At 50.8% G+C, this 26,855-nt stretch carries 23 protein-coding genes; 15 read left to right on the plus strand and 8 right to left on the minus strand.

Annotated features, from left to right (window positions below):
- Positions 1 to 76: 76 nt before the first annotated feature.
- Positions 77 to 409: a hypothetical protein gene (locus E1189_RS16655; RefSeq protein WP_196221488.1), complete on the plus strand. Its 333-nt coding sequence runs from the start codon at positions 77 to 79 to the stop codon at positions 407 to 409.
- A 46-nt stretch (positions 410 to 455) separates the two neighbouring features.
- Here the strand turns inward: E1189_RS16655 and E1189_RS16660 are convergent, their stop codons facing one another.
- Complete coding sequence (locus E1189_RS16660; protein ID WP_155161673.1) at positions 456 to 2,141, minus strand: hypothetical protein; 1,686 nt, start codon at positions 2,139 to 2,141, stop codon at positions 456 to 458.
- Positions 2,142 to 2,439: 298 nt separating this feature from the next.
- Here E1189_RS16660 and E1189_RS16665 point away from each other — a divergent pair, with 298 nt between their 5' ends.
- The 4 genes from E1189_RS16665 to tenA all read left to right on the plus strand — a co-directional run bounded on the left by E1189_RS16665 (position 2,440) and on the right by tenA (position 7,320).
- Positions 2,440 to 3,753, plus strand: a complete 1,314-nt coding sequence (locus tag E1189_RS16665) for a dicarboxylate/amino acid:cation symporter (protein ID WP_155161675.1) — start codon at positions 2,440 to 2,442, stop codon at positions 3,751 to 3,753.
- Positions 3,754 to 3,977: 224 nt separating this feature from the next.
- The gene (locus tag E1189_RS16670) at positions 3,978 to 5,288 is read left to right on the plus strand and encodes a reductive dehalogenase (RefSeq protein ID WP_155161677.1); all 1,311 of its coding nucleotides are present in this window, start codon (positions 3,978 to 3,980) and stop codon (positions 5,286 to 5,288) included.
- Positions 5,289 to 5,848: 560 nt separating this feature from the next.
- Positions 5,849 to 6,664, plus strand: coding sequence for a bifunctional hydroxymethylpyrimidine kinase/phosphomethylpyrimidine kinase (thiD, locus tag E1189_RS16675; RefSeq protein ID WP_155161679.1), 816 nt, complete (start codon positions 5,849 to 5,851; stop codon positions 6,662 to 6,664).
- Complete coding sequence (tenA, locus tag E1189_RS16680; RefSeq protein ID WP_155161681.1) at positions 6,661 to 7,320, plus strand: thiaminase II; 660 nt, start codon at positions 6,661 to 6,663, stop codon at positions 7,318 to 7,320. Before thiD ends, tenA begins: the two co-directional genes overlap by 4 nt.
- 86 nt (positions 7,321 to 7,406) lie before the next feature.
- Here tenA and E1189_RS16685 read toward each other — a convergent pair whose 3' ends face one another.
- The 5 genes from E1189_RS16685 to E1189_RS16705 form a co-directional block, all read right to left on the minus strand.
- Positions 7,407 to 8,381 carry an ABC transporter permease gene (locus E1189_RS16685; protein WP_155161683.1) on the minus strand — a complete coding sequence of 325 codons (975 nt, stop codon included), beginning with the start codon at positions 8,379 to 8,381 and terminating at the stop codon, positions 7,407 to 7,409.
- Between the two features lies 1 nt (position 8,382).
- Positions 8,383 to 9,522, minus strand: coding sequence for an ABC transporter permease (locus tag E1189_RS16690; protein WP_155161685.1), 1,140 nt, complete (start codon positions 9,520 to 9,522; stop codon positions 8,383 to 8,385).
- On the minus strand, positions 9,519 to 11,120 hold the full coding sequence (locus E1189_RS16695; protein ID WP_155161687.1) for an ABC transporter ATP-binding protein: 1,602 nt from the start codon (positions 11,118 to 11,120) through the stop codon (positions 9,519 to 9,521). The genes E1189_RS16690 and E1189_RS16695 overlap by 4 nt, the downstream gene beginning before the upstream one ends.
- A gap of 86 nt (positions 11,121 to 11,206) precedes the next feature.
- Entirely contained in the window at positions 11,207 to 12,202 is a 996-nt protein-coding gene (locus E1189_RS16700; protein ID WP_155161690.1) for a BMP family lipoprotein, read from the minus strand.
- Positions 12,203 to 12,349: 147 nt separating this feature from the next.
- Positions 12,350 to 13,066 (minus strand): HAD family hydrolase, encoded by a 717-nt coding sequence (locus E1189_RS16705; RefSeq protein WP_155161692.1) that lies wholly within the window; start codon positions 13,064 to 13,066, stop codon positions 12,350 to 12,352.
- 223 nt (positions 13,067 to 13,289) lie between these two features.
- Here E1189_RS16705 and E1189_RS16710 point away from each other — a divergent pair, with 223 nt between their 5' ends.
- The 3 genes from E1189_RS16710 to soxC all read left to right on the plus strand — a co-directional run bounded on the left by E1189_RS16710 (position 13,290) and on the right by soxC (position 15,639).
- Positions 13,290 to 13,628: a hypothetical protein gene (locus E1189_RS16710; RefSeq protein WP_155161694.1), complete on the plus strand. Its 339-nt coding sequence runs from the start codon at positions 13,290 to 13,292 to the stop codon at positions 13,626 to 13,628.
- A gap of 320 nt (positions 13,629 to 13,948) precedes the next feature.
- A complete protein-coding gene (locus E1189_RS16715) occupies positions 13,949 to 14,440 on the plus strand; it encodes a c-type cytochrome (RefSeq protein ID WP_230460472.1) in 492 nt (163 codons plus the stop codon).
- On the plus strand, positions 14,440 to 15,639 hold the full coding sequence (gene soxC / locus E1189_RS16720; protein WP_155161698.1) for a sulfite dehydrogenase: 1,200 nt from the start codon (positions 14,440 to 14,442) through the stop codon (positions 15,637 to 15,639). The genes E1189_RS16715 and soxC overlap by 1 nt, the downstream gene beginning before the upstream one ends.
- A 337-nt stretch (positions 15,640 to 15,976) precedes the next feature.
- Here the strand turns inward: soxC and E1189_RS16725 are convergent, their stop codons facing one another.
- A complete protein-coding gene (locus E1189_RS16725; protein ID WP_155161700.1) occupies positions 15,977 to 16,351 on the minus strand; it encodes a hypothetical protein in 375 nt (124 codons plus the stop codon).
- 216 nt (positions 16,352 to 16,567) lie between these two features.
- On the opposite strand from E1189_RS16725, the gene E1189_RS16730 reads away from it, so the two are divergent.
- The 7 genes from E1189_RS16730 (at position 16,568) to E1189_RS16760 (ending at position 26,222) form a co-directional block, all read left to right on the plus strand.
- On the plus strand, positions 16,568 to 16,843 hold the full coding sequence (locus E1189_RS16730; protein WP_155161702.1) for a hypothetical protein: 276 nt from the start codon (positions 16,568 to 16,570) through the stop codon (positions 16,841 to 16,843).
- Between the two features lie 205 nt (positions 16,844 to 17,048).
- The gene (locus tag E1189_RS16735) at positions 17,049 to 21,317 is read left to right on the plus strand and encodes a response regulator (protein ID WP_155161704.1); all 4,269 of its coding nucleotides are present in this window, start codon (positions 17,049 to 17,051) and stop codon (positions 21,315 to 21,317) included.
- A complete protein-coding gene (locus tag E1189_RS16740) occupies positions 21,314 to 22,156 on the plus strand; it encodes a CheR family methyltransferase (RefSeq protein WP_155161706.1) in 843 nt (280 codons plus the stop codon). Before E1189_RS16735 ends, E1189_RS16740 begins: the two co-directional genes overlap by 4 nt.
- Positions 22,153 to 22,710 (plus strand): chemotaxis protein CheB, encoded by a 558-nt coding sequence (locus tag E1189_RS16745; RefSeq protein ID WP_155161709.1) that lies wholly within the window; start codon positions 22,153 to 22,155, stop codon positions 22,708 to 22,710. The genes E1189_RS16740 and E1189_RS16745 overlap by 4 nt, the downstream gene beginning before the upstream one ends.
- Complete coding sequence (locus E1189_RS16750) at positions 22,703 to 24,850, plus strand: GGDEF/EAL domain-containing response regulator (protein WP_155161711.1); 2,148 nt, start codon at positions 22,703 to 22,705, stop codon at positions 24,848 to 24,850. Before E1189_RS16745 ends, E1189_RS16750 begins: the two co-directional genes overlap by 8 nt.
- A 98-nt stretch (positions 24,851 to 24,948) precedes the next feature.
- On the plus strand, positions 24,949 to 25,710 hold the full coding sequence (locus E1189_RS16755; RefSeq protein WP_155161713.1) for a threonine/serine exporter family protein: 762 nt from the start codon (positions 24,949 to 24,951) through the stop codon (positions 25,708 to 25,710).
- A complete protein-coding gene (locus E1189_RS16760) occupies positions 25,707 to 26,222 on the plus strand; it encodes a threonine/serine exporter family protein (RefSeq protein WP_155161715.1) in 516 nt (171 codons plus the stop codon). Before E1189_RS16755 ends, E1189_RS16760 begins: the two co-directional genes overlap by 4 nt.
- Before the next feature lie 57 nt (positions 26,223 to 26,279).
- Here E1189_RS16760 and E1189_RS16765 read toward each other — a convergent pair whose 3' ends face one another.
- Complete coding sequence (locus E1189_RS16765; protein ID WP_155161734.1) at positions 26,280 to 26,717, minus strand: methylglyoxal synthase; 438 nt, start codon at positions 26,715 to 26,717, stop codon at positions 26,280 to 26,282.
- Positions 26,718 to 26,855 lie beyond the last annotated feature (138 nt).

The following is a 26,855-nucleotide window of genomic DNA, read 5'->3' on the forward strand; positions in this document are numbered from 1 at the left end:
AGCACAGCCTAAAGTGCAACTCAGGCAGGAGCTGATATAGTTGTAAAAAAGATCATCTGTCAGAGGGACAATAATTATGGCAACGGGAATCACTCGTCTGAAAAAAACCGCTACGGCTTTGGTAACAGCTATTACCCTCAGCACCGCCCCTGCTTTTGCCTCCAGCGGGCAGACTCAGGCACAGACTGAAAACCCCAGTTTCTTCGCTATGACCGGTGACATGCTCATTGCCCGTCCGCTGATGCTGGCAACCACTATTGTTGGCGGTGCTATTTTTATTGTCAGCTCTCCCTTCTCAGCCATGGGGGGCAACATAAGCGGAGCGGCAGATACATTAGTGAAAAAACCTTTTGATGCCACCTTCAAGCGCTGCCTTGGCTGCTCCTTCCCCAGTGAGGAAGGGTTTTAATTCTCGCGCCTTCTTCCCCGAGACAACACTGCCAGATTCTTAACGTTTATTTGGCAGTGTCTGTGGGTATCTCCATAGAATTCCAGGCTTCATACCAACTTTCGTCATAATCTGGTGGAAAGAAGATATAAGACTGTTCAATCTCTTCTATCCGATAACCCCGTTGCCTGTATGACTCAATGAGGTCACGTTGTGCACCACTTGAGACCTTACTCTGTTCAAAAAACAGCTCACTGCCATGGATGCGTCCATGGAGCTGTAATAATGTTGAATAATGTAGAATCAGGTCCCAGTGGGACAGTTGCTCTGCCAGTACGGTATTTTCCAGTGCTTCCACATCAGCAGCGACCTTAATCAGATCTTTTTCGGTGTTGAGCCAATGCTGCTTGAAGTACGCCTTCTCTTGTTCACTGCCGTGCTCCTCAACATTCAGAATCAGCCTTGAAAGCACTTTATAGGTCAAAAGTCGCTGAAGTACTTCTGGTGCGTCCAACGTGGGAATATCATGAACAATAATGCGCTCCTCTTTGAGGTCCTGATTGCCACTTTCAATGAAAATACCTGCAGCAAACGACCAGCTGATAACAGGCGTGGAATCCAGTACAGCGTCCCAGCATCTGGAACTCATGCGGCCAAGGTGCTTGTCCGTCATACCAAACCGTTTCAGGTGGGCTAACTGGAACATATGGGGAAATGTACCATGGGAAAAATGGCCCGCCAGATGGGTCAGATCGTAAAACCCTGTTGTGCTGGCGTATTTGATAGCGCGCTCCGGTGGGATAAAACCCAAAAAGTAAGGGGTTCGATCACTGACAACATCCTGCAAATTCTGGTGAATCACAAAATCCAGCAGCTCAAATGCCTCCTTCCAGCGTGAATCAACCGCCGGCTTTCGATATATCGGTTCTACACGCTCTATCCGGGCATCCCCCCCTGGCTGCTGGATAACATTGACATCGGCCGGGACCAGCGTTGATACGGGAATATACAGGGATTCGTACCACGCAGGCCCCTGACCCGTTAGATACGCGGTTTGCCAATGGATAGACAGCGATTCAAACCGTTTTCTTGCATCCGTGAAAAAAATGGGCTGGCTAGTCAAAGGGCGAGAAGGAGAAGCAAGATCAAGTTCGGGAAGGAGTACTTGCCCCAGTGTACGAAGCTCGTGCCCTAACTCAATCAGAAGAGGAAAGAGTGATATGGGATCATAAATATGATGAAGCTTGTTAAGCAAGGGTGTTGGCAGAATATTGGTACAGGCCTGTGCACTTGCTCCCCCAAGCCACTGAAGTTTCATCATTTCCGGTTTACGGCCACCCGCAACAGCCAGTGGCAGGCGGACGTTTAAGAGATAATTTTTATAATGCGTCATGTCCTGCAAGCTGACAGAACGAGGCATCTCCGCACTCTCAGGGTGACAGATAACACTATTCAGGTATATGGTATGAGCCAAAGTGCCAATATCACTTTGCTCCTTAAGTTCTTCGACAAAAGGCTCATCACTCTCTAACCAGTCACTCTGCCACTGAGCACAATACTCTGTATCAATCTGATGTATAAACTCGGAAACCCGGCTAATCGCCTGAGGGTTTTCAAGGCTGTGCGTGGATTCAAGCTGACCACGAACCACGCCACCATAAAACAAGTGGCTCCCTGCACGACAGTCTTCTCCATTGGCCGGGCAGCTGTTGTCCTCTGCTGCAACCTGCCAGGACACGCAAATGACAAACAACACAGTCCTGGGCCAAAAGATTTTTAAAAGCGCCACCATAACCCCACTCTCTTATAACAATCTGAGAACGCTCTGACTAAGGTGCCACTATGAAGTTCTTATTCGTCCCTTAATTCGCTTACGCAACTAACAGCCTTGTCAGGCTGGGGTACTTACAAAAAAGGCGTAGCCAACCGGCAGCGCCTTCTTCTGATCAGCGACCAGACTTAGCGAATACCCACCATCCAGCCATACGTACTTGCCATCACACAAAAACTGACACCTATACTCCTTTAGTTTGTTTCCTGAGGATGTTGTCATGGACCAGGGTAAATATTCCCTGACCACAAAAGTGGTTATCGGCATGGTGACCGGTATTCTGGTTGGTTTCCTCTTGCGGGCACTGTTCCCTGAAAACCCGTTTGTAACGACTTATATTACCGAAGGCGTATTGCTGATTCTTGGCAAAATATTCATCACCTGCCTGAAAATGCTGGTTGTGCCACTGATTTTTATTTCTCTGGTGTGTGGCACATGCACCCTGCAGGATGCCTCAACCCTTGGACGCCTTGGTTTAAAAACCGTTGGCCTGTATATCCTGACAACATGTATCGCCATTTCCATGGCCATTGCGCTGGCTCTTATCTTTGAGCCGGGTGTGGGTGCGAATCTGGCAAGCACGACGGGTTTTACGCCTCAGGAAGCACCACCGCTGAGTCAGGTGCTAATCAACCTGTTTCCAAGCAACCCTATTGACGCTATGGCTAAGGGCAATGCTCTACAGATCATTGTTTTTGCTCTGCTGTTCGGTATATCTATCGCCGCATCCGGGAAAAAGGGGCAGCCTGTCGCAGATATGTTCATCAGCCTTAACGAAGTGATTATGAAGCTGGTGACACTGCTTATGAATCTTGCTCCCTACGGCGTTTTCGCCCTTATGGCACACCTGTTCACCACCATTGAGTTTGACGCTATTTTTAACCTTTTACAGTACTTCTTCCTGTTACTGGGGGTACTGATTCTTCATGTATTCATAACCTACTTTACATTGTTGCGCTTTGTTGGCGGACTAAGCCCTCTGCGTTTTTTAAGAAAGATGGAAGATACTCTTCTCTTTGCCTTCAGCACCTCCTCCAGCAGTGCAACAATTCCTGTGTCCCTGGAAACCGTGAAACGCCGCCTGGGAGCCAGTAACCGGGTTGCATCGTTCACAATTCCCCTTGGAGCCACCATCAATATGGACGGCACCGCCATGATGCAAGGTGTCGCCACCGTGTTCATCGCTCAGGCATTCTCAATAGACCTGACCTTGATGGACTACCTTACCGTCATCGTAACAGCAACTCTGGCCTCCATAGGAACAGCAGGTGTACCGGGAGTTGGCCTGATTATGCTGGCCATGGTACTCCAGCAGGTTGGCCTGCCCCTGGAAGGCATTGCCATCATTATGGGAGTAGACAGACTGCTGGATATGGTAAGAACGGCTGTGAACGTTACTGGAGACTGTACTGTCACCTGCATCGTGGCCAAGAGTGAAGGAGAGTTTGATCGGAGTGTATTTGACGACGAGCATGCCGGGGAACAGGAAGAAATTATCAACTTCCACCACATTACCGATGAGCCTGACACCTAAGTACGGAACATGTATGGTCCCGAACACAGGCTCCTAACAAGCCTTATCCATAAACTTGTAACGTACTTACGTTTATCAAAAATGGAACTTGCCGGCCTTATGATACAAGTCACGGCACCATTCATACGAAACCCTTACGCTAAACAGGTTTTCTCAAAGGTTCCTTACCAACGAGAGACATATTGCTGGATTCAAATCATAATGTTTGCGAAAGGATTTACCCCGTGGAGCTGAAAAATGTTGATGCCGGAACGCAGGAACCCAAGCTTGACCGACGCAGCCTTTTAAAGTTAGGTGTCGCAGGAACAGCGGCCCTGGTTACGACATCCACACCTGCAGCCAAGGCGAGCGAAAAAGGTATTGGCACGACCGTCTATGACGACTTCCCCTATGAAGTCAGCCCGGACTATAAACGTTTTAGTGAATACAACTCTGTCTTTAGCAGTGACTACCGCAAAGGTATTCCCTTTGATAAACCTTTTTATGACGATAGTCGGCCCGGTTTCAGTTCTTCTGACTATGCATTATCTATGGCATCCACAGCCGTCTGGTTAAGTCCCAGTATTCCTATGAATGTTGTTCACCAGCCTCATGATTCACTGCCTGAACCTTACAAATTTCCAGACAATGCCACTGCCCATGCCCAGATTAAACGGGCTGCCCGGCTATTTGGTGCTGATGTTGTCGGGATAACCCGTCGAGATGAGCGCTGGGATTACTCCCATGTTTACGCAGATAACTGGAACCTTGATGTTGATGTCGTACCTTGGGAGGAAGCCCTTCCTGGCTTTGAACCCAAAACGGTGATTGTGCTTGGCTGGGAAATGGGATACGAAGCCCTGGCAACGGCCCCCAGCCAAATCTCTGACGCCACAGCGAACAATGCGTATTCCGGCCTGACCTATGTTTTAACGCAAATGACCGCGTATCTTAATCACTTGGGATACCAGGCGGCCCCAGCACTGAATGGTTTGGGTCTTAATGTGCCTTATGCAGTCGCGGCAGGGCTGGGGGAAGCCAATAGAATGGGCCTGCTGCAAAACTATAAGTACGGCCCTCGGCTGCGTATTGCAAAGCTGTATACGGATCTGGAATTTGACGAGTATCTCGACAAGCCCGTTTCCTACGGGATTCAAGACTTTTGCGAAAATTGCATGCACTGTGCAGACAAATGTCCTTCCAACGCTCTGACCCACGATATAAAAACCAGGATCTATACAGCAGAGGATGTCAAAGACAGACCCTTTACTAACCCAGGGGTTAAAAAATGGCATTTTGATGCGCAGAAATGTCACGATTACTGGATAGATTCTGGTACCGGGTGTGGTACTTGCATTGCGGCCTGCCCATACAACAAACCCGACTTCTGGCATCACAGGCTGATCGACCGTCTGAATACTGTACTGCCTGGTCCTTTGCATAAATTTATGGCGCAAATGGACTTATGGCATGGCTATGGAAACATGTTTGATGAAAAGGCGCCTGCAGTTTTCTGGGATCCAAAAGGGCGCTCATATGACGGACTGAAGGGGTAGGAATTATGTCAGGTTTCGCTATTTTTACCGGGATTGAAGTTCTGTTCTTCTAGCTGGGGGTATTCAGTCTGGCTGCTATCCTGATATACCCAGTTAGCTTCAACACCTTCACGAATGTGTTACCCGTTACACGACAAAGTAACACATTCGGTAACACTCACTCTTATATCATAGGGTTATGTAACACTTCTTTTATAAACATAAATAATGAAATTTGGCCCCATGCATTGGCACCAAAGGGAATACGTATTTATGGCACACCTTATGCTATATCTAAGGTGTAAACGGGAAAAAGGTTCCACCAAGAGAATCCTCCCATCAGGCAAATAAGAATAAAAGTAATAAGAAGAACAGCGCCTGAAAATTAGACAATCAAATAAGAAGAAGACTCACAACAAGAATAATAACAGTCATATTTCTTTCAGATGCCCCGCTTTATGCGGGGCATTGTCTATCTGCTTGCCGTCTTCATTCCTATCCATGACATTTCACCCACTATACAAATTCATGGGTTAGAATCTCCCACATTTCTGCGATCCTACAAACCTGATGGAGCATTGATGAACCACACCCCTATTGCCCTCACAATCGCCGGTTCCGACAGTGGTGGCGGTGCCGGAATTCAGGCTGACCTTAAAGCATTCTCCGCCCTTGGTGCTTATGGCTGCTCTGTTATCACAGCTCTGACCGCCCAAAATACTCAGGGCGTGCAGGGCATTTTTGATACCACACCGGAATTTGTGCGCATGCAAATGGATTCGGTGTTCTCCGACCTTACGGTGAATGCAGTAAAGATTGGCATGCTCAGTCAGGAGCCTATGATTCGTGCCGTGGCAGAAGGTCTGGATGCACATAGCGTAGAGTTGCTGGTTGTTGACCCGGTGATGGTCGCCACCAGCGGCGACAAACTGCTTCAGGACAATGCCATTAACACCCTGAAAGAGTGCCTGATTCCCAAAGCCACAGTGATTACTCCTAATCTGCCGGAAGCTGCTGTACTGCTGGATACCAAAGTTCCGGAAAGTATCGAAGAGATGGCAGCTATGGTGGAGCCTTTGCTGGCCCTGGGCAGCCGCGCCGTACTGATTAAAGGTGGCCACCTCGGCAGCGAAGAGAGCGTGGACCTGTTCCACGATGGCGAAAAACTGCACCGCCTCACCTCTCCACGCTACCCAACCGAAAACACCCACGGCACCGGCTGCACCCTCTCTTCCGCTATCACCGCTCTGCTGGCTCAGGGCGTTGAGTTGACGGAAGCGGTGAAGCAAGCCAAGGATTACATCGCCCAGGCTATCGCCCACGCTGATGAACTGGACATCGGCAGCGGCCACGGCCCGGTTCATCACTTTCATGCCCTGTGGAAAAATAAGCCATGAATGTTTCTGATCTGATTGCCAGCTGCGAAGCAGACTGGACGGAGTACACCCAACATCGCTTCGTTAAAGAGCTGGGTAACAGCACCCTGCCAGAAGCCGCGTTCAAGCACTACCTGCAACAAGATTACCTGTTCCTTATCCACTTCGCCCGCGCTTACGCACTGGCGGTATACAAGAGCGAGAACTTTCTCGCCATGCAGAAGCCTCTGGAAGCCCTGCACGGCCTGATCAATCACGAAAGCCGCCTCCATGTGGAGTTCTGTGCCGAGTGGGGGTTGACCGAGCAGGATATGCAGAATATTCCCGAAGCAACGGGCACTGTGGCTTATACACGACTGGTGCTTGATGCAGGACAGTCCGGCTCACTGACAGACCTGTATGCTGCGCTGGCCCCTTGTTCTATTGGCTACGGCGTGATTGGCAAGTGGCTGATTAACCACCCGGATACCGTACTGGAAGGAAACCCCTATCGGGACTGGATTGAGTGCTACAGCGGTGCAGAGTATCTGGACTCTGTAGAAGACTCTGTCGATCAACTGAACGAGCTGCTGGCGGATATCCCTGAAGACAGCCATATGGCGGCACGTGTCCGGAAAATATTCCGCGATGCCACCCGGATGGAAATTGCATTTTGGGAGCAGGGTTACGAAGGCTAACCCCTTCCTTGTTACACAAATCTCGCAGAGCCTGGCAGGCAGTGGCTTGCTGTCTGCCAAAGCTCGAACTCAGAGAAATAGTGTAACTATCTTTCCTTCACATAAGGCACACCAATCGCTTTCGGCGCCACAGCCTTACCAATAAAGCCTGCCAGCAGTACAACGGTGATGATGTACGGAATCGCAGAGAACAGCTGACTCGGCAGCTCACCAATCATCGGAATCTGCACGTTCTGCATACGGGTTTCCATAGCCTGCAGGAAACCAAACAACAGACACGCCCCCAGAGCACCTTTAGGATGCCACTTACCGAAGATAACCGCCGCCAGTGCGATATAACCCCGGCCCGAAGTCATCTCACGCTGGAAGGCCGCGTTCTGAGCGATGGAGAGATAAGCACCTGCAAAACCACACAGCACACCGGCAATCAGCACAGCGCGGTAACGCACCCATGCTACGGAGATACCCGCGCTATCTACAGCATTTGGCTCCTCACCTGTCGCTCTCAAGTGCAGACCAAAGCGGGTACTGAACAGTGCCCGGTAAGTCAGCGCAACAACGGCAAATGCGGCGTAAACCAGCAGGTTATGACCTGAGATAACCTGCTCATAGAACGGGCCAATCACAGGCACATGAGCACCCAGCCACTCTGCACCGGGCAGAGTAATACCCGTGAAGCGCTGGCTGTTAGTGAGGGCAGGAGTCAAACCACCCTGTCCGTACCAGGCATGCCCCAGAGTGACCGTCAAACCTGAAGCCAGAAAGTTCACTGCCAGACCAGAAATCACCTGATCACCACGTATTTTCACAGACGCATAGCCATGCATCAGAGACAACAGCACACAAATGACGATACCCGCCAGCAGGCCAAGGAAAGGGTTACCGGTTTCAAAGCTCGCGACCGCCGCTGCAAATGCGCCGAACAGCATCTTGCCTTCCAGGCCAATATCCACAACGCCGGAACGTTCAGAGTAAATGCCGGCCATAGCCGCAAAAATCAGCGGCGTTGCCATACGGATAGATGCGCCCAGCAGGGAAAAGATGTGATCCAACATATCCATGTTACTTAGCCACTCCTGTTGAAGCATTGGCAGCGACAATTGCACGACGCTGGAAGAGCGATTCCACAGGCTCACGAACCAGACGATCCAGAGCGCCAGTAAAGAACACTACCAGACCTTGAATCACCAGAACCATCTGTGGGCTGATAGAAGAGATTTCAAACTGTAGCTCGGTGCCCCCCTGATACAGCGCACCAAACAGCAGAGAAGCCAGCACAATACCGAAAGGGTGGTTACGCCCCATCAGTGCCACTGCAATTCCCATAAAGCCGAAGCCGCTGGTAAAGTTCAGAATTAAACGGCCCTGTGCTGCATACACTTCATTCACCGCCATCATGCCTGCCAGCGCGCCGGAAATAGCCATGGTGATAATGATGATACGGTTGGCGTTGATACCCGCATAAGTCGCCGCGTGAGGGTTACTGCCTACGGTCCGGATAGCGTAACCCAGCCGTGTACGCCAGATCAGAACCCACACCAGCACACAGCAGGCCAGAGCCAGCAGCAGAACCGGATTCAACAGGGAGAACGAAGCGTTCATACCAAAGCTGGACGCCATTTCATGCCACTTGGGAAGAACGGCATCTGCCGCCCAATAACGACTATCTGTGGAGTTACCACCCAGGGGAGAGATCCACACTACCAGCGCATAACTCATAAACGCCATAGCAATAAAGTTAAACATGATGGTGGTTACAACAATATGTGAACCCCTTTTGGCCTGCAGGTAGCCGGGAATCACACCCCAGAATGCACCAAATGCCGCACAGCCAACCACCACCAGCGGAGCAATCAGCCAGACATTAAGAGTGCTGTCCAGCGCCAGACAGACAATAGCCACTGCCAGACCACCGACGTAAGCCTGACCTTCACCACCAATGTTGAACAAGCCGGCATGGGAAGCCACGGCTACTGCAAGGCCGGTAAATATGAAGTTCGTCGTGTAATAGAGCGTATTGCTTAAACCGCCAAACTCGGTGCTGATGGCACCTTGAATCATGATTTTGAATGCCCGAATCGGGTCTTCACCAATCATCAGCACAACCAAACTGGACACCGCCAGTGCCAGCACGAGTTGCAGAAGAGGGATCAGGCCAATGCGCACCCAACGTGGGCTTTCAACCGCAGCTAACTGACTCATACGACGACCTCCTCTTTTTCTTTCTCGGGCTCTTTCTGGAGCCCATGTTTCTGGAGCTTGGGCTCATCGCCATCTGCAGAAGAGGTCATCAATACACCCAGTTCAGTTTCATTGGTTTCGCTGGCCACCACCTCGCCAGTTATTGCCCCATCGTTCATAACGATGATGCGGTCGGAGAGTGACAGGATTTCATCCAGCTCCACAGACACCAGCAGAACAGCGGCGCCCTTATCCCGGGCTTCAATCATATTGCGGTGAATAAACTCAATCGCACCGATGTCTACACCGCGGGTTGGCTGGCCAATCAACAGAATGTCCGGCTCTTTCATCATCTCCCGCGCCAGCACCAGCTTCTGTTGATTACCACCGGAGAAGTTGGCGGTTTTCATGGAAGGCAGTTGGGGGCGCACATCGTAGGCATCCATCATCTCTCTGGTGGCTTTAACCACCTTCTCAGGGTTTAACAACGGCTGACCGTATTCCGGTTTATTGTGATAACCGAGAATGGCGTTCTCACTGGCGTCAAAGGACTTCACCACGCCCTGCTGCAAACGATCTTCAGGAACGTGCCCTATGCTGTAATCACGCATCTGACCTGCATCCGGCCATTCGCCTACCTTGAGCACCTGAACGCCAGACCGGGTTTCCAGCTTCACACTGCCACTGGTGGGCGACAGTGCACCGGAGAGCACTTTCATAAGTTCGGTCTGGCCGTTGCCTGTCACACCGGCCACGCCCAGAATTTCACCAGCACGAAGGCTGAAGCTGATATCCTTGAGACACTTCACGCCCCGGCTGTCCACATAACCAATCTTGTCTACAGTCATGCGGTTTTCGCCGGGCCTGGCAGGCTCTTTGTCTACTGTCAGCAGAACCTTGCGGCCTACCATCAACTCTGCCAGCTCTTCGGGATTCGTTTTCACTGTATCCCGATGAGCGACCATCTGCCCCGCACGCATCACAGAGACATGATTAGTGATGGCCATGATTTCCCGTAGCTTGTGAGTAATCAGCAAAATGGTCACGCCCTGAGAGCGGAGAGACTCCAGAATCTCGAACAGCTGTCCGGCTTCCTGGGGGGTAAGAACGCTGGTGGGTTCGTCGAGAATCAGGATCTTTGCACCACGATACAGTGCCTTGAGAATCTCCACCCGTTGTTGCAAACCAACAGGAAGGTCACCTACGATGGCGTCCGGATCAATATTCAGACCATAACGGGAGGCGATGTCGTTCAGTGCCTTGCGGGCTTTGCCACGAGCACGGGAAAGCAGGCCCTGACCTTCCATACCCAGCATCACGTTTTCAAGAACAGTAAACGGCTCAACCAGCATGAAGTGCTGGTGCACCATACCAATACCGGCGGTAATAGCTTGCTGACTGTTCTGAATAGTCAGCTCTTGTCCATTCACCAGAGTCTGACCATCGTCAGCGATATAAAAGCCGTAAAGGATAGACATCAGAGTCGATTTGCCAGCACCGTTTTCGCCGACAATACCGTGCACAGTGCCCGGCATAACCCTGAGATTGATGTCCCGGTTTGCCCAAACGGGGCCAAACCGCTTATTTATGGTTTTGAGTTCTATTGCAGGTGCAGTCATACCTGATCACCAGTTTCACGCGCAGGCACTCTCCCTCGTAAAAAGCGAGAGCCCGGCACAAATCTCTAAGGCAAAGATCTACAGAATCAGTAGACGCAGGACTGAGTGTCTTCCCAGTTATGAACCTTGATATCACCAGCAATGATGGCATCACGGATATCGTTCACACGCTTAATGTCTTCTTTGGAAAGCAGGTCTTTGTTGTGCTCGTCCAGAGCCCAGCTTATGTCACCTTCTTTCAGGCCAACAACTTGCAGGCCAGAGGTGAATGTGCCGTTCATTTCGTCTTCGAATGCTTTTTTTGTAATCAGGTCTACACGCTTAACCATGGAGGTCAGCATGTGGCCGGGGTGCAGGTAGTTCTGGTTGCTATCTACGCCGATAGCGTATTTATCAGCGTCAACAGCAGCCTGATAAACACCCACGCCGGTACCACCAGCGGCTGCGAAAATGACGTCAACACCGTTATCAAACTGAGCCTTGGCCAGTTCACCGCCCTTGGTAGGATCGTTCCAGGCAGAAGGTGTAGCGCCAGTCATGTTAGCGAATACTTTGGTGTCCTTATCAATGTACTTGGCACCCTGCTCATAGCCGCAACCGAACTTACGGATCAGAGGGATATCCATACCACCGATGAAGCCAACGGCTTCAGTCTTGCTCTTCATGGCCGCCAGAGCACCTACCAGGAAGGAACCTTCGTGCTCTTTAAACACAACAGATCGTACATTAGGCAGGTCTACCACAGAGTCGATGAGAACAAAGTGAACCTTTGGGAACTGCCTGGCAACTTTCTCTACGATAGGTGCCTGCTGGAAACCAGCAACTACGATTGGGGAGAAACCACGTTGAGCGAAACGCAGCATAACCTGCTCGCGCTGACCTTCATTGGTAATTTCGAAATCGGTGTAGTTAATACCGGTTTCCTGTTTGAAGGCTTCCGCGCCAGTGTAGCTGGCCTGGTTGAAAGAACGGTCAAACTTACCGCCCATATCATAAATAACAGAGGGTTTGATTTGTGCCTGAGAGACAGCTGCAATAGCACTCATCGCGATACCGGCGGCCAGCTTAAAAGCAGTTCGCATTTTTAATCCTTATGGGTGGGTGTGTATTTTTTTGAGCGAGAGTATAATGTTTGTTGTTAGTAACTCAATACAACAGGTTCAGATCAACACAAGATTATTTAACCGTAAAGGAAATAAAAATTTACAGAACGTGCTCTTTTCGGTGACTCAATGGTTGCTGACAAAGATACTTTCAACTGCCGCCGGAATATCGGCCAAGCTGCTGACAACTTGGTCTGGCTCTGCATTTTTTTGCATTAAGTGGGCGGCTGCCCCCTTAGGATTAAACCAGACTGTTCGCATTCCTGCTTCCGCTGCCCCCTGAACATCCGTGATTAAATTATCACCAATATGGACAGCACAACTGGCATTTACCCCTGCTACTTTTAATGCGTGTTGAAACACAACCGGATCAGGTTTACTGCGGTTCAAGTCTTCTGCGCTGACAGAAAAACGAAAGTAATGACCCAGCCCAAGAGCACTGACATCAGCATTGCCATTAGTAATTACAGCCAGAGGGTATTTGGCTGATAATTCAGCAAGCATGATTTCCGCGCCATTAAAAAGTTCTACTTCATGACGCCAGTGTTGAAAAACCTGAAACGCTTCACGGGCTAACTTAATTGCATCACCGGATTGGTAACCCACTTGTTCTAAGGCCCTTTGCATACCCACAACACGCACCTCACTCACACGGTGAGCCAACTCAGGAACAGTGTTTTTTATATCGTCTTTGAGTTGATTCAGGGTGCCTGCATCGTAAACCCCAACAAGCTCCGGGCACTTTTTCAAAAGCCAGTTGTAACACTCACTCACGGCCTTGCGAATGACGGGGCCGTTATCCCAGAGCGTGTCATCCAAATCGAAAGTTATTAGCTGGATCATGGTATGTCCTAAATCGTTCCTGCCCAATCATAACCCACATCGTCCACTTTTTTGACACACTTGCCACCAGGCTGTCATCTATTTTCAGAGGGAGTCAGCAAGCTGCTGATTCCTTACATCCATCCACAATTTTCAGTGAAAAACTCAAATTCTTTGTAGTGAAAACGATACATACACTGGGAAATTCCCAGACACGATCGTGATTACAACAAGGATGAATACCATGAAGCAGTTAATCAAAGCCACGCTTTTCTCTGTACTGGCGGCCACTCCTTTCCTGAGCCTGAACGCTCAGGCTGGAAACCCTGCGATGTACACCCAGCACACTCAAACATCCACTGTGCGTGTGGTAGTTTTCCAGGACGGTAAGCCAGCTGCAGGTGCAAAAGTAAAGATGTATGGCGCCGACGGCGTAATGCGTAACGAATACGTTGCCAACAGCAAAGGTCGTGTTGTGATCGGCAGCCTCATGGCTCCCGGCCCTGTAAAACTTGTTGCCCACACCAGCAAGGGCATGAGCGCGACACAGGAACTCAGCCTCTATCCGGGCTTTGAAAAATAAGTTGAGAAATCAACCCTAAACAGCAACGTTTGCCGTAAACCCAAATCCCTGCATTTGAGAATGTAGGGATTTTTTTGTTTTCAGTGAATTCATATCCTGCGTCCTGCAGTAAGTCCTTTCAGGTATCCGGCGCAATAACAGACCGGCAGCTACTGGTAGACAAGAGAGAAGGTTTTTAACGGTTCCATATTCTCAACTGGCAAAAGATATCTGCACTATCTATATAAGCGCTCCACACCAGCCAATTTCCAGATATGCAACCAACAATACCAATCTTCTGTCTGACACTATGGAGTCTGTCTTCACAGTCATTCAGCGAATTGCCGCAATTTCACCTCGGCACTCCGGCTACAGATCAGGAAGTAGCAAAGTGGAACACGGCCATCCGCCCAGACGGCAAAGGTCTGCCACCGGGCTCAGGTACCCCACCTGACGGCCACAGGATTTATCAACAACGCTGTCAGTACTGTCATGGCATTGATGGGCAGGGAGGCCCAAACGATAAACTGGTGGGGAGGGTGTCAGAGGATCATTTCCCCTTCGCAGAAAAAGATGCCCCCAGGAAAACCATCGGCAACTACTGGCCCTGGGCAACAACAGTATTTGATTACATTCGCAGAACCATGCCCTACACAGAGCCGGGCAGCCTGAGTGATAACGAGGTGTATGCTCTGACAGCCTATCTCCTGCACCTCAACAGTATTATTCCCGAAAACTTCATCCTCAGCGCCACAACCTTGCCGGACATTGTGATGCCAGCCCGCAATCGTTTTGTTTCTGATAACCGCCTGGAAAAACAGGAAATCCGCTAATGAATGACGAACGTCGTATAGGAAGACGTACCTTTCTGAAATCAGCTGTAATCTCTACAGCCGGATACGCCAGTGCCAGTCTTATTGCAGATATACGGCAACCTGGCCTACCGGCTTGCGAGCAAGGCACCCGCTCACCGTTTGAGCAACTCCGCAAGCGCGTAGGCGGTCAGATGCTTACCTATGCCAGCACACCTATCCATCAGCTGCACGGTATGATGACACCTTCCGACCTGCACTTTGAGAGAAGCCATTCCGGCACACCTGCAATATCTCCCGACAGCTACAAACTACTCATCCATGGACTTGTAGAAAACAGCCTCACATTCACATTAGCGGAGTTGAAACGTTTTCCCAGCTGCTCCCGCATCACCTTTTTGGAGTGTTCGGGAAACTGTCAGGACTATTTCAAAAAAGGCCCGCAAACAACACCACAAGAGCTGGCAGGACAAACCAGTCAGAGTGAATGGACAGGTGTCGCTCTGCCCACCCTGCTGCGGGAAACCGGCCTCAAATCCAAGGCTAAATGGTTGCTGGCCGAAGGGGGAGACGCCGCACTGATGACCCGCAGTATTCCTTTAGGGAAAGCATTGGATGATGCCATGATCTGTTACGCCCAAAACGGTGAAGCGATACGGCCAGAACAGGGATATCCCGTTCGGCTGCTATTACCCGGCTGGGAAGGCAGTAGTTGTGTGAAGTGGTTAAGGCGCCTTGAGGTGGGCGACAAGCCCTGGATGACCAGAGAGGAAACAGCCAAATATACCGAACCACTGTTAAACAATACGGCGCGCCAGTTCAGTTTTGTCATGGATGCCCGCTCCGTAATTACCAGCCCTGTTTACCCAGCCCAACTGGAAAAGGGCTGGCATGAAATCAGAGGGTTGGCCTGGAGCGGCCGGGGGAGCATAAAACGGGTTGAGGTCAGCGTGGATGGCGGGGATCATTGGCAACCGGCTACACTTCATGGTCCGGTTTTGGATAAGGCCCACACACGTTTTTCTCTCCCATGGCACTGGCAGGGCAAAGACACCTTACTGTTAAGCCGGGTAACCGACTCAACAGGTTATCGCCAGCCTTGGGTGAAGGAATTGGTTGCTGTTCGGGGTATTGGTTCGTTGCACTACCACAACAATGGGATTATTGGCTGGAGGGTGAAATCCGATGGCTGTGTTTATTATGAGCCTGTAGTTGGATAAGCTGGATTAATACAATAAGTGCAACACCGACTCCTCAATGGATCAAACAAGAACTGGAAGCGGCAAGGTTGAATTTGCAAACATCCAGGGCTGATGTAGTTTTTTCTGGGCGCACTGCCCTCTTAGCTGAGGCAACACGACGCTTACAGAATGTATTACAAAACAGTAGCCCAGCAGAACAACGAGAAGCAACGCAGATAAAAGCAACCCTAGAAAGTCATTAAAAAGCGCCCTGTCTTCAACAATACAGAAACGTGTAGAGCGCAGGTATAGCATCTAACCGATAGGCATGTGGGGCACCGAAGGTGTCCCAGCTATGCGGTTGTTATGTGACGTGTTAGTTCTTGGGGAGAGATTGACGAATGAGTAGTTCAAGCTGGTCAAACCTGCGATCCTGTTGGTCAAACCTGCGATCCTGCTGGTCAAAGCGTTCACGGGTTTCTTTTACAAACTCATTGTGTTGTTCATCTGATTTCTTGAAGCCTGCAAGCATAGCTTCTGCTAAGGCAGAGACATCCGCTTTAACTCCTGAAATTTCACGGTCATGATGTGCAAATCGGAGGCGATTTTCTTGTTGGTACTCTCGCATTTCCTGTCTTGTGGCAAGTATCTCTTGGTGTGTTTCACCAGTGATCTTTACGAGACTACGAACGGCACTATCCAGCGAGTCAAAGTGGGACTCAAGCTGCTCTACCCTGGCTTCCAAACTCATGCCTACTGCCTATTTCTTTTTGATTGGATCATGAGCATAGCAGAAGTTCAGGCTGGCACAGAGAGACATAATCGGGATAGGGCGAAACCTCACGGTTCCGCTCCTCCCACACCACCAGCCATACGGATTACGGCGGGTTCTTAAAATATCTGTTCGGTAGTGCATACCGTAAATTTGCGTTGGACTTCCTTCAGACCCTGCCTCGCGACAACGCCCTTGCCCTTCAAGCCTTTTGGCACAGAAGACAGCGATGTTGTTGAGGTGGAAGTTCAGCCCCATATCCGGCGTTACCGCAGGCATCGTTATCTCAAAACCTGCCAGTGCAAGCAAACACCCGCCATCACCACCACCCCGGCGCCAGCCAAACTGATTCTTCGCTCACCGGTTGTTGGGCGAAAAAACTTCTATGGTGCGGGCAGTGACTGGAGCGGGGAGCTTACGGCCTGGCTGAGTGAATACCTGCAGGCCTGTGCGGAAAATGATACTGAATAATATACGCTACCGGCCAACAGCCGGTGGCGGGGGAGTTATGGATTCACGGAATACTTACAAATTCCATCTCGTCATGCAGTTCTCTCCCCTCTGGCCGATGACAATTCAGATATCTGCCCTTGTTCCCGGATGATAAGGCTGTGGACGTCAATCAACTGACGAACCGGGTGCAGAATACGAAATTGGCCAGCAGGAAGCCCGGTTTATGTCTGCAGAAGCGTCTCCAAAGAAAGAAAAGCTCAGGAAGGTGCGTGTTGGTCTGGCGCGCACAATATTCAGCTGGTTTTTGCTGCTGTCTCTGCTTCCTCTGACCATCGTCGGGTGGATCGAATATCAGAGCACCAAACACAATATCATTGAAAGTCGCCACGAAGAGCTGGCTACCGTGAATCTGATGCTCAATCGCCAGATTGGGGATTACTTCGACGACATTATTGTCAACATCCATTTTCGCAGTGGTAAAGCCATTGATTTTCTGCTGGATTTTAAAACCTATCAGGAGGAGAGCGGGCTAAGCGCAAGGGAGATTCTGGAGACAGAGGAGTATTACCAGATCTCTGATCGTTACAGCATTGATTTCATTGATTTGATGCGCTTTTACGATTACTCCGATGTCATCGTTGGGGACGCTGAAGGCAATATCCTCTATTCCGTCGGGCGCTACAGTGATTTCGGTGAAAACCTCTTTGAGGGAGAGTTAAAGGAAACGCTGTTCGCTCAAACTGTCCGGGAAGCCCTTGAAAAAGACGACCGCCTCTATTCCGATCAGGAAATTTACCCGCCTGCTGGCGATGAAAAGGTAAGCTTTTTTGTTCTCCCTCTCGTGGATGACAGAGAGCAAACCACAGGTTTTATCGCCGCCCAGATTTGGGCTCGGGATGATGTGTCATTCATTCTGGGGCAGAACATAGGCACCAGTGATTATGTGAAAGCTTATGTGGTGGGGGAAGACAAACGTATACGCTTTTTCCCGGAAGGGGGAAACTTCCCGGAAACGCCTCTTTTCCTTGGGCCGGTGAATGAGTGGCTCACCCATATGGATGAAAACGGAACTTATATTCCGGGCCATGAGGATATGGCGAAACATAAGGCTGCTTTTGATTTTCATATGCACCATGACTCCCATCTGGATCACAGTCATGACCATGGTGATCATAGTGAGGAAGAGGCTCACGATGATCATGGAGGCGGGGGCCATCATGAAGATGAAATAGAGCTGGGGGAAGAAGAGGGCTTTGAAGAAGACCCCGCCAGTAACGAAGAAACTCATGTCGGTGTTTATAGAAACTACAAGAACCAAAAAGTACTGGGGGTTTACAGAAATATCACTGTTGCAGGCGTCAATATGGTACTGCTGACAGAGATGGATTACGACATGGCCATGTCACCGGCAACAGCCTTCCGGGATCAGCTGGTGTTTGTGCTGGGTGTCACCAGTTTCTTCGTGTTGATTATTGCCGGCATTATTACCCGACGGATTGTTAACCCCATTCGCAAGATTACCAACTGGGTAAACGAAGTGGCGTCTGGTAATTTTGTTGATGGCGAGTCTTTGAAGCAGAACAACGAAATCGGTGAACTGTCCCGCAGCTTCCAGATCATGACGGAGCGTCTGCGCAAAGTCAGTAAAGACAATGAAGAGCGCAGCTGGCACCAGGATGGTGTTGCCACCCTCAACGAAACGATTCGTGGCGAACAGGCTATGGCAGAGCTGTGCCGCAACATTATTACCAGCCTGTGCCGTTACCTCGATATTCCCATGGGGGCCATGTATGTCATGGCAGATGGGCGTCGTCTACAGATGATGGGCAGCTTCGCCCTCTCTATGCGCAAACGAATTGGTAGCTCGTTTGTTTTGGGCGAAGGGCTTCCCGGGCAGGCTGCTCTGGAGCAACAGGCGCTCACCATTACTGTTCCCGATGATTACTTTGCCATTGAATCTGGCCTTGGCAGCCAGCAGCCCAACCGTGTGTATGTGGTGCCGGTGATTTATGAAGGCGAAGTGCGGGCTGTTCTGGAATTTGCTTTGCAGGAGCCTCTTAACGAGCGTGCGGAAGCGTTTCTGGGGGCGGCCATGGAAAGTATCGCCATCGCCATTCACTCGTCCCAGACCCGGGAGCAGATACAGGAACTGCTGGATAAAACTACCCATCAGGCGGAATCCCTCCAGCAGCAGCAGGAAGACCTGCGGGTGGCCAATGAGGAGCTGGAACACCAGACCACAATCCTGCAGGAGTCGGAAGAGGAGCTGAAGTCCCAGTCTGATGAATTGCAGCGCGCCAACGCCGAGCTGGAAGAAACCAGTGAATCCCTGTTCCACCAGAAGGAAGAAATCGAAGGTAAAAACAGGGAGATTGAGGAATCCCGCAAAGAGCTGGAGGTGCGCGCTCAGGAGATGGAGCAGGTCAGTAAATACAAGTCAGAGTTTCTGGCGAATATGTCCCACGAACTGCGCACACCTCTGAACAGTATGCTGATTCTGGCGAAGATGCTGTCTGACAATGCGGATGGCAACCTTGATGATGACGAGCAGGAATCTGCCACGGTGATTCACAAGGTTGGCCACGACCTGCTCAACCTGATCAACGATATTCTCGATCTCTCGAAGGTGGAAGCGGGCAAGCTCTCTGTGCATCTGGAATCGACTTCTCTGGAAAACATTCTGGAATCCATGGAGAACCAGTTCAAGCCGCTGGCGAATGAACGCAACCTCTACTTCGATATTCAGAGAAAGACGGAGACGGCTGTCAACCTGCAAACTGACAGCCAGCGGGTGATGCAAATCTTGAAAAACCTGCTCTCCAACGCCTTTAAGTTTACGGAAGAAGGCGGTGTGAAACTGCGCATAGAAACTCTGCCTCCCGGTGGAGATTACAGCAGCGAACAATTGCAGAAGCACGGTGCCATCAGCCTTGCGGTAGAAGATTCCGGCATCGGTATTCCCAAAGAAAAACAGAGTGCGATTTTTGAAGCCTTCCAGCAGGCCGACGGTTCAACCAGCCGGAAATACGGTGGTACGGGGTTAGGACTTTCCATTGCCCGTGAGATGTCTCGCCTGCTGGGTGGTGAAATGCGTGTCACCAGTGAAGACGGCAAAGGCTCAACCTTTAGCCTGCTGTTGCCTGCGCACATTGAAGAGGCTAGTGCTGCGCAGCCAGCTGAAACGGTTCTTGAACAGGCCGTTTATACAGCACCTGTTGCCAGTGCCCCCAACCCTGTGCAGGATGAAGAGCAAACCATAGAGCTGGAAGAGACGGGTGATGGGCGTGACGACCGCTTTGCATTGAACGGAGAACGCCCGGTTCTGGTGGTAGAAGATGATGAAGAGTTCGCCTGGATCGTATACCGGCTCGCCAAGATAAATGGTGCGGCGTGTCTGGTGAGCCACACGGGTAAAGAGGCGATTGCCTTGTGTCAGAAGTATCACCCAAGAGCGGTGATTCTGGATCTTGGCCTGCCGGATATGGATGGCAAAGAGGTTCTGACCGCACTGAAAGCCCAGAAGGCTACAGCCGAAATTCCGGTGCATATCATCTCCGGCCGGGATGAGGATGAAACATTGAAAGCTCTGGGAGCTGTGGATTACCTCATCAAGCCCGTGGGCACAAAACAGCTGACAACCATGTTTGGCGAGCTGAAGAAAACCTCACAATTTGAAAAAGTGCTGGTCATTGATGCTGACGCGGAGGTTGCCGAGCAGGTACGCAAATTTATGGATGGTCGCTGTGAAGTGGAGTCAGTCACATCCGCAGCAGATGCCCGCGCCAGGCTGAAAGACGATACGTACACCAGCATCATTATGGAGCTGGATCTTCCCGATGAGCCCGGTGATTCGTTACTCAAATCTCTGAGGGAGGAGCACGGTGAAAATCTGCCACCGGTAATTATCAATACGTCGGTATCCATCGACCGTGAGCGTTACGCGTCCCTTGGTGGAGAGTCGGATACGATGGTGGTGAAAGGCGAATCCTCTTCTCATGAGCGGTTGAAGGATGAAGTGTCCCTGTTCTTGAACAGTGTTGCCAAACCGGCTGTGAAGCGGAAGAAGCCAGCCGCCAAACCCGCTTCAGGAGATGATCAGCTGAAAGGACGCAAACTGCTACTGGTGGACGATGACCTGCGCAACACCTTCGCGCTCTCCAAAGCTCTGCAGCGTTTTGAAATGGATATCACCATTGCCGATAACGGGGAACTGGCGCTGCAACAGCTGGAGGAAAATCCGGATACGGAAGTCGTACTGATGGACATTATGATGCCGGTGATGGATGGCTATGAAGCGACCCGCAAAATCCGTGAGCAGGAACGCTTTAAGAACCTCCCGGTGATCGCACTGACCGCCAAGGCCATGGCAGAGGATAAAGACAAGTGCATCAATGCCGGTGCGTCGGACTATCTCACCAAACCGGTGGATATTGATCAACTGGTGGGCATGTTGAAAGTCTGGCTGCAGAACGGACACGGAGACGATGCATGATCCCGAGAAGTACATCCTCCTCTCCTGAAGAGGTAAACAACCTGCTGCAGACCATGACGGAGCAGTATGGTTACGACTTTACCGGTTACGCACCGGCTTCCCTGAATCGTCGTCTTCAGCGGCATATGGAGCAGTTTCGGATTGGCAGCCTTGCACAACTGCAAGACACTATCAGCTCAGACGATCAAGCGTTTGCTGACTTGCTGCGCAGTTTGTCGGTGCCGGTAACAGAGATGTTTCGTGACCCGCCGTTTTTTCAGTACCTGCGGGAGCAGGTGATTCCCTGGCTGGCGACCTTTCCATTTATTCGCATCTGGCATGCGGGCTGTGCGACGGGTGAAGAAGCCTGGTCTATGGCTGTTTTGTTACATCAGGCCGGGCTGTTGGACAGGTGCCAGATATACGCAACGGATTACAACGAAGAAGCCCTCGAAACCGCACGCCGTGGCATTTATAAAACCGCACTTTTGAAAACCTGGCAGAGCAATTACAAAGACAGCGCTGGTGAAGGGGATCTGTCGCCTTATTTTCTTGAACGCTATGGCTCTTTGCGAATGGATCGCCGCCTGCAAAAGCACATCACCTTTGCCAATCACAACCTGGTGACAGACCAGTCTTTCGGGGAGATGCACTTGATTCTCTGCCGCAACGTACTGATTTATTTCAGCCGTTCCCTGCAGGATCGGGTGCTGACCCTGTTTCGGGACAGTCTGGCTCCCGGCGGGCAGCTCTGCCTTGGCCCTCGGGAAACACTGCGTTTTGCCAGTGTATTTGATGACTTTGAGGCGGTGAACCCAGACTGGAAGGTCTATCGCCTCAGTAAGGACCGGCTGTTATGAAGATCGTAGTAATAGGGGCATCAGCAGGGGGAAGCAAGGCTCTGGCAGAGTTGCTTGGTTATCTGTCGGCCTCGTTTCCGTTACCGATTGTTGTGGTGAAGCACCACAAATCCGGTGATGAAGAGAATATTGCCGAATGGTTGAACCGTCGGGTTGCACTGGATGTGCATATTGCCGAAGACAAAGAACCTTTCCGGCCGGGAAGCGTAATGCTTGCGCCGCCAGATTACCACCTTCTGGTCGGCCACGGGGAAGCGGAGCTGCTTATGGATGAGCCAGTTTCCCACGCGCGGCCTGCGGTGGATGTGTTATTTGAATCTGCTGCTTTTATCTATGGTGATCAGGCTGTCGGTGTTGTGTTAACCGGAGCCAGCCGCGATGGCGCGAAAGGCGCGGAGGATATTCGTGCAGCCGGGGGGCGGGTATTCGTGCAGAACCCGGATACAGCGGAAGTCTCGGTGATGCCAAGAGCTGCATTAGGGAAAAGTGACAAGGGAAACGCCATGGAGCTGGATTGCCTGGCGACAAAATTAGTGGAACTCGCCAATGACTGACAAGGATAAGTTACCAAAGGTTCTGGTCGTGGACGACATGCCGGAAAACCTTCTGGCTATGGGCAAACTGCTTAAACCGCTGAATGTGGACGTGGTGAAAGCCAATTCCGGTGAAGAGGCGCTGGCTCAGGTTCTGCGTAACCGGTTTGCCGTTATTCTGCTGGATGTGCAGATGCCGGTGATGGATGGTTTTGAAACTGCCCAGCTTATGCGGGCAAACAAGGCCACAGCTTCGATTCCCATTATTTTTGTGACGGCAATCAGTAAGGAAGACCGTCATGTGACTATGGGTTACCAGTCCGGTGCCGTAGATTATCTCTATAAGCCGGTGAATCCGGATATTCTGCTGGGCAAGGTGAAAGTGTTTTTGCAGCTGGAAGAGCAACGGCTGGAGATGGAGGCCCTCACCGATAATCTGCGGGATTTAAGCGAAAAGAACCAGTTGCTGCTGGACAGTGCCGGGGAAGGCATTATCGGTATCAGCCCGGACGGTGTGGTGGAGTTTGCTAACCCTGCAGCACGGGAACTTCTGGATGTGGATGAAAACGAGCTGAAAAGTAAGCCTGTTTTTCCCTGGTTTTATGATCCCGGTGTGGAATCGTTTATCCAGAGCTGGAAAGAGAATGAAACCTCGGAACCCGTGTATCGCCAAACCAGCCGTATGAAGCGTTTGACAGGAGACAGCAAGCCCGTTGAGTTCAACCTGTCGCCTGTGCACAACAAGAAAGGCGAAGTTACTGGTGGCGTACTGGTTTTTCATGACATTACAGAGCGTGTACAGCTTGAAGAACACCTCACCAAAATGGCTAAGTACGATAATCTGACCGGTCTGGCAAACCGTACCCTGTTCATGGAATTTTTAAATGCATCACTGGCCCGCAGTGAGCGACGAGGCAGGGGAACGGCTGTTATGTTCCTAGACCTTGATCACTTCAAGCAGATAAATGACACACTGGGCCATGATGTGGGAGATGATCTTTTGATCAGTGTGGCTGAGCGTTTGCATGAGTGTGTTCGTGAGGGTGACATGATTGCTCGTCTGGGCGGAGATGAGTTCTCCATTGTGCTGGATGATGTTGCCCGTGCCGATGATGTGAAAATGGTAGCGGAAAAAATTGTGGAAACCATCAGCAAGCCTCACCAGCTGGCAGGTCGGGAATTACACGTCAGCACCAGTGTAGGTGTCTCCACATGGCCGGAGTGTGGCAAGGAAGCCAATGAGCTGATCAAGGCGGCTGATATCGCCATGTACGTGACTAAAAAGGCGGGGCGTAAAGGTTACCGCTTCTTTACTGCGGATATGCAAGCTGAAGGCCAACGCAGGGCAAAACAGGAAAATGCTCTCAAGGATGCAGTACGCAACGGCAGCTTCAGCATTGTTTATCAGCCTATAGTATCTCTGGACACGGGAGCCGTGGCCGGTTACGAATCCCAGTTGCGTTGGAATTATGAAGGCAAGGTACTGGTACCGGATGATTTTCTACCAATGGTGGAATCGCTGCGCTTAATGAACCAGCTGGGCGGCTGGACGTTGGATAATGTATGCCGGGAAAGCAAGAGCTGGCGAGGCAGTGATGGCTCCCGGGATGATGTGTTCTTTGCGGTAAACCTTGCACTGAGCCAGTGCCGGGATGTGGATGTTCAGGATATGGTGGAAAAAGCCATTGCGAATTATGGTGTTGCACCGCATATGCTGGAGCTGGAAATCTCTGAGCGTATTGTCAACGATATTCCCGGTAAGCTGATCAACTCATTGAACGTTTTGAGAGAGCAGGGAGTGCATGTGGCTCTGGATAATTTTGGCAGTGGTGTTTCTGCCCTGAATTACCTGCGTAAATTACCAGTGGATGTGGTGAAAGTGGATCAGCTCTACATTCGGGAAATCGGTAAGGACTCCCGGGTAGAGGGCATCCTCAAAGCTATGACCGGTCTTGCCCACGATATGGGTATGCGTGTTGTCGCGGAAGGTGTAGATTCCCAGGAACAGCTGGCCTTTCTGAAAGACCTTGGATATGACCGCGCACAGGGCTTACTCATAGGCCGTGCAGAAAGTATTACCCGTATCGACTATGAAACCTTTGAATTGCCGCTCAGCCAGAGCGTACAACCTACCTCTCAAATCTCAGATCGCCCCCATTAAATTCCTTCATTGATAAACGTCAAAGGCTCAGGGATGCATTAGTTATATTGTGTGCGCCCTGAGCTTAAACTCAATAATTCCTTATTCGGAGACAACTCATGTCTACGGCTTCGGCCCGTGAAGTTGCCAGATTGCTGATAGATATCGGAGTCTTGTTGCTTAAATCTGGTGCTCATACCGAGCGAACTATCCGCAACCTGAAGCGTGTTGCTGCTGCGTTTGGTTATGAACCCGATATATTTGTGGCCTTTTCCGGCCTGACTCTGACTATTCACGGAGATAAGCAGTCTACAACCCTGTTTGGTCGAGTATCGGCCCACGGTGTGCACCTTTCCACACTGGCTGCTATCAGCCGGCTAACCTGGAGAGTGGAGAGCGAGCGACTAAGTATTGCAGAGATTTATCAGGAGCTTGAGGTGATTAAAGCGTTGCCACACTACCCCCGGTGGATCATTTTGTTGATGATTGGTCTGGGATGTGGCGCACTTGCACGGATTGCGGGCGCTGAGTGGCTGGTTGTTATAGCAACCGTTGTGGCGTCCAGTGTTGCGTTGTCTGTGCGCATGCAGCTTACGAAATGGAATGTGAATTTCTTTCTCGTGGTGATGGCTTCCGCCATGACTGCAACCGTGCTGGGTGGTATGGCGACCAGCTTGCACTTGGGGAGGAGCAGTGATTTGGCTGTGGCGTCTTCAGTGCTGTTTTTGATTCCCGGGGTGCCGCTGATCAACGGTATTATGGATTTGATTAACGGCTATATGACCATTGGTCTGGCTCGTCTGGTAATGGGGTCGGCCATCTCGTTTTCCCTCTCTTGCGGCATGCTTCTTGGTATGCAGATTGTGGGTGTTTCCATATGAGTGAGTGGCTTAATCATCTACTGTCGTCTGGGGAAACAGCGGCCATGGCTGCAATGACAGCTGCGGCCTTTGCAGTTTTTTTCAGTGTCCCGGCCAGAACTTTACTTGCTACCGCAGCGCTGGGGGCTTTTGGTATAACTGTCAAGTTCTCTCTTATGCACATTGGCTGGAGTGTGATTGAAGGCTCTTTTATTGCCTCGGTGTGTGTAGGGCTCTGCGGTATGGTTCTGGCGTGGCTTTATCATACGCCCACGGCTGTTTTTTCCTTGCCGGCTGTTATTCCCATGGTGCCCGGGGTGTTTGCCTACAGAACTATGCTGGGTGTACTGGAGTTTACCCGCGCCGCGAAAATGGATCAGGCATTACTGATGAACATTATCAGCAATGGTCTGACAACGGCGTTTATTCTTCTGTGTCTGGCGATTGGTGTGGCTCTGCCTAATCTGCTGATGCGCGGGCAGAGTATTCGCCGGGTATTCGGGAAAAGGCCACTGTTAATGGCAAATAAATGATTGTGAAACCCGACACTGAGTAAGAAACCATGTCGGGTTTTTCATAAGAGGGCTGAGTTAGTTTGGACGACCAGACTTATAGGCTTCATAGTCTGGTGCAACCCGCTTAAACGATGAGCTGAACAGAGATGAAGTCACCAGCAGATCTGCAGTGGCACGATTGCAGGCAACGGGGATGTTCCAAACTGCGGCCAGTCGCAGCAGTGCCTTGATATCCGGATCGTGGGGCTGGGCTTCCAGAGGGTCCCAGAAGAAAACCAGAGTATCGATCTTCCCCTCTGCAATCATAGCTCCAATCTGCTGATCCCCACCCAGAGGGCCACTGATCAGCTTTTCAATTTCCAACCCCAGACGGGTGCTGATCATGTTACCGGTGGTGCCTGTAGCATACAGAGTGTGTTGAGCAATTTGCTCGCGGTGTTCCGTGACCCACTCCAGCAGTGGTTGCTTCATATTGTCGTGGGCGACCAGGGCAATATTACGAGTAGCGGGCATTGTGACTGTTTTGTATTCCACGCGGTGTTCCGTAACAGATTTCAATGTGGCGGGAGAGTTTGAACTATACGCCAAACATAAATCGGATCAATAACAGGGTACTTGAACCGTGAGTTGTTATGCGAGAATTGTCTGGTA

The sequence above is a fragment of the Parendozoicomonas verongulae genome (assembly GCF_009711465.1).
GTDB lineage: Bacteria > Pseudomonadota > Gammaproteobacteria > Pseudomonadales > Endozoicomonadaceae > Sansalvadorimonas > Sansalvadorimonas verongulae.

Bases quoted from the DNA above. Each gene is read 5' to 3' on its own strand.
- tenA (WP_155161681.1), top strand. From the start codon at position 6,661: ATGAATGTTTCTGATCTGATTGCCAGCTGCGAAGCAGACTGGACGGAG.
- E1189_RS16765 (WP_155161734.1), bottom strand. From the start codon at position 26,717: ATGCCCGCTACTCGTAATATTGCCCTGGTCGCCCACGACAATATGAAG.
- E1189_RS16755 (WP_155161713.1), top strand. From the start codon at position 24,949: ATGTCTACGGCTTCGGCCCGTGAAGTTGCCAGATTGCTGATAGATATC.
- E1189_RS16740 (WP_155161706.1), top strand. From the start codon at position 21,314: ATGATCCCGAGAAGTACATCCTCCTCTCCTGAAGAGGTAAACAACCTG.
- E1189_RS16745 (WP_155161709.1), top strand. From the start codon at position 22,153: ATGAAGATCGTAGTAATAGGGGCATCAGCAGGGGGAAGCAAGGCTCTG.
- E1189_RS16700 (WP_155161690.1), bottom strand. From the start codon at position 12,202: ATGCGAACTGCTTTTAAGCTGGCCGCCGGTATCGCGATGAGTGCTATT.
- E1189_RS16695 (WP_155161687.1), bottom strand. From the start codon at position 11,120: ATGACTGCACCTGCAATAGAACTCAAAACCATAAATAAGCGGTTTGGC.
- E1189_RS16690 (WP_155161685.1), bottom strand. From the start codon at position 9,522: ATGAGTCAGTTAGCTGCGGTTGAAAGCCCACGTTGGGTGCGCATTGGC.
- E1189_RS16710 (WP_155161694.1), top strand. From the start codon at position 13,290: ATGAAGCAGTTAATCAAAGCCACGCTTTTCTCTGTACTGGCGGCCACT.
- E1189_RS16750 (WP_155161711.1), top strand. From the start codon at position 22,703: ATGACTGACAAGGATAAGTTACCAAAGGTTCTGGTCGTGGACGACATG.
- soxC (WP_155161698.1), top strand. From the start codon at position 14,440: ATGAATGACGAACGTCGTATAGGAAGACGTACCTTTCTGAAATCAGCT.
- E1189_RS16760 (WP_155161715.1), top strand. From the start codon at position 25,707: ATGAGTGAGTGGCTTAATCATCTACTGTCGTCTGGGGAAACAGCGGCC.
- E1189_RS16725 (WP_155161700.1), bottom strand. From the start codon at position 16,351: ATGAGTTTGGAAGCCAGGGTAGAGCAGCTTGAGTCCCACTTTGACTCG.
- thiD (WP_155161679.1), top strand. From the start codon at position 5,849: ATGAACCACACCCCTATTGCCCTCACAATCGCCGGTTCCGACAGTGGT.
- E1189_RS16655 (WP_196221488.1), top strand. From the start codon at position 77: ATGGCAACGGGAATCACTCGTCTGAAAAAAACCGCTACGGCTTTGGTA.
- E1189_RS16735 (WP_155161704.1), top strand. From the start codon at position 17,049: ATGTCTGCAGAAGCGTCTCCAAAGAAAGAAAAGCTCAGGAAGGTGCGT.
- E1189_RS16665 (WP_155161675.1), top strand. From the start codon at position 2,440: ATGGACCAGGGTAAATATTCCCTGACCACAAAAGTGGTTATCGGCATG.
- E1189_RS16705 (WP_155161692.1), bottom strand. From the start codon at position 13,066: ATGATCCAGCTAATAACTTTCGATTTGGATGACACGCTCTGGGATAAC.
- E1189_RS16685 (WP_155161683.1), bottom strand. From the start codon at position 8,381: ATGGATATGTTGGATCACATCTTTTCCCTGCTGGGCGCATCTATCCGT.